This is a genomic window from Vibrio sp. 1401, assembly GCF_033340295.1.
Genome location: NZ_JAWOWF010000887.1, coordinates 1 through 507, shown reverse-complemented (window position 1 = coordinate 507; position 507 = coordinate 1). Strand labels below are relative to the sequence as shown.

Below are 507 nucleotides of genomic sequence, written 5' to 3'. Positions count from 1 at the left end.
TTTATTTAATTTGGAATGTGCACGCTTTAGCAACTGACTTTCGCTCGCACCAGCGGTGTAGTGGTACGTTTCAGCCAAAAACAAGCCTTCAAGCTTATCACGTTCAATACCAAGCTTCTGTGCCATCTCTTTTTCTGACAACCCTGAAAGGTCGTGTTGAACATACGGTGCGCTTTGAAGTTGCTCTAACCACTCAGAAAAACGACTACCTTCAACAAACGTGATGGCAAATTGATGTTCTTTGCCTGTATTGAGTAGCTCTAACGCCTCGTAAAGCGATACATTTGGCTCGAGTTGGTAAGTGCCTGCTCGTACTTGAAGAAGCTCTGGGTAAAGATGGGGCATTAAGCGAGTGTAATCAGACGCTTTTATGATGTTCTCTTTCACCAAATCGCGCATTACACGATGAAAGCTTGTGCCGTTTTCGACAGTGAACAGTTGAGGTTGCTCAATTAAAATTGGCGAGTTAACGTATTGCTTTGTTTGTGAAACAACGTAAAAAAACCC

General features: G+C 43.0%; 1 protein-coding gene. It reads right to left on the bottom strand.

The genetic code is table 11. The annotated features are described in order from the left end of the window. Nucleotides 1-507 (bottom strand): endolytic transglycosylase MltG (locus R7Z77_RS28715; protein WP_318137480.1); only part of this gene is annotated, 507 nt, incomplete at both ends.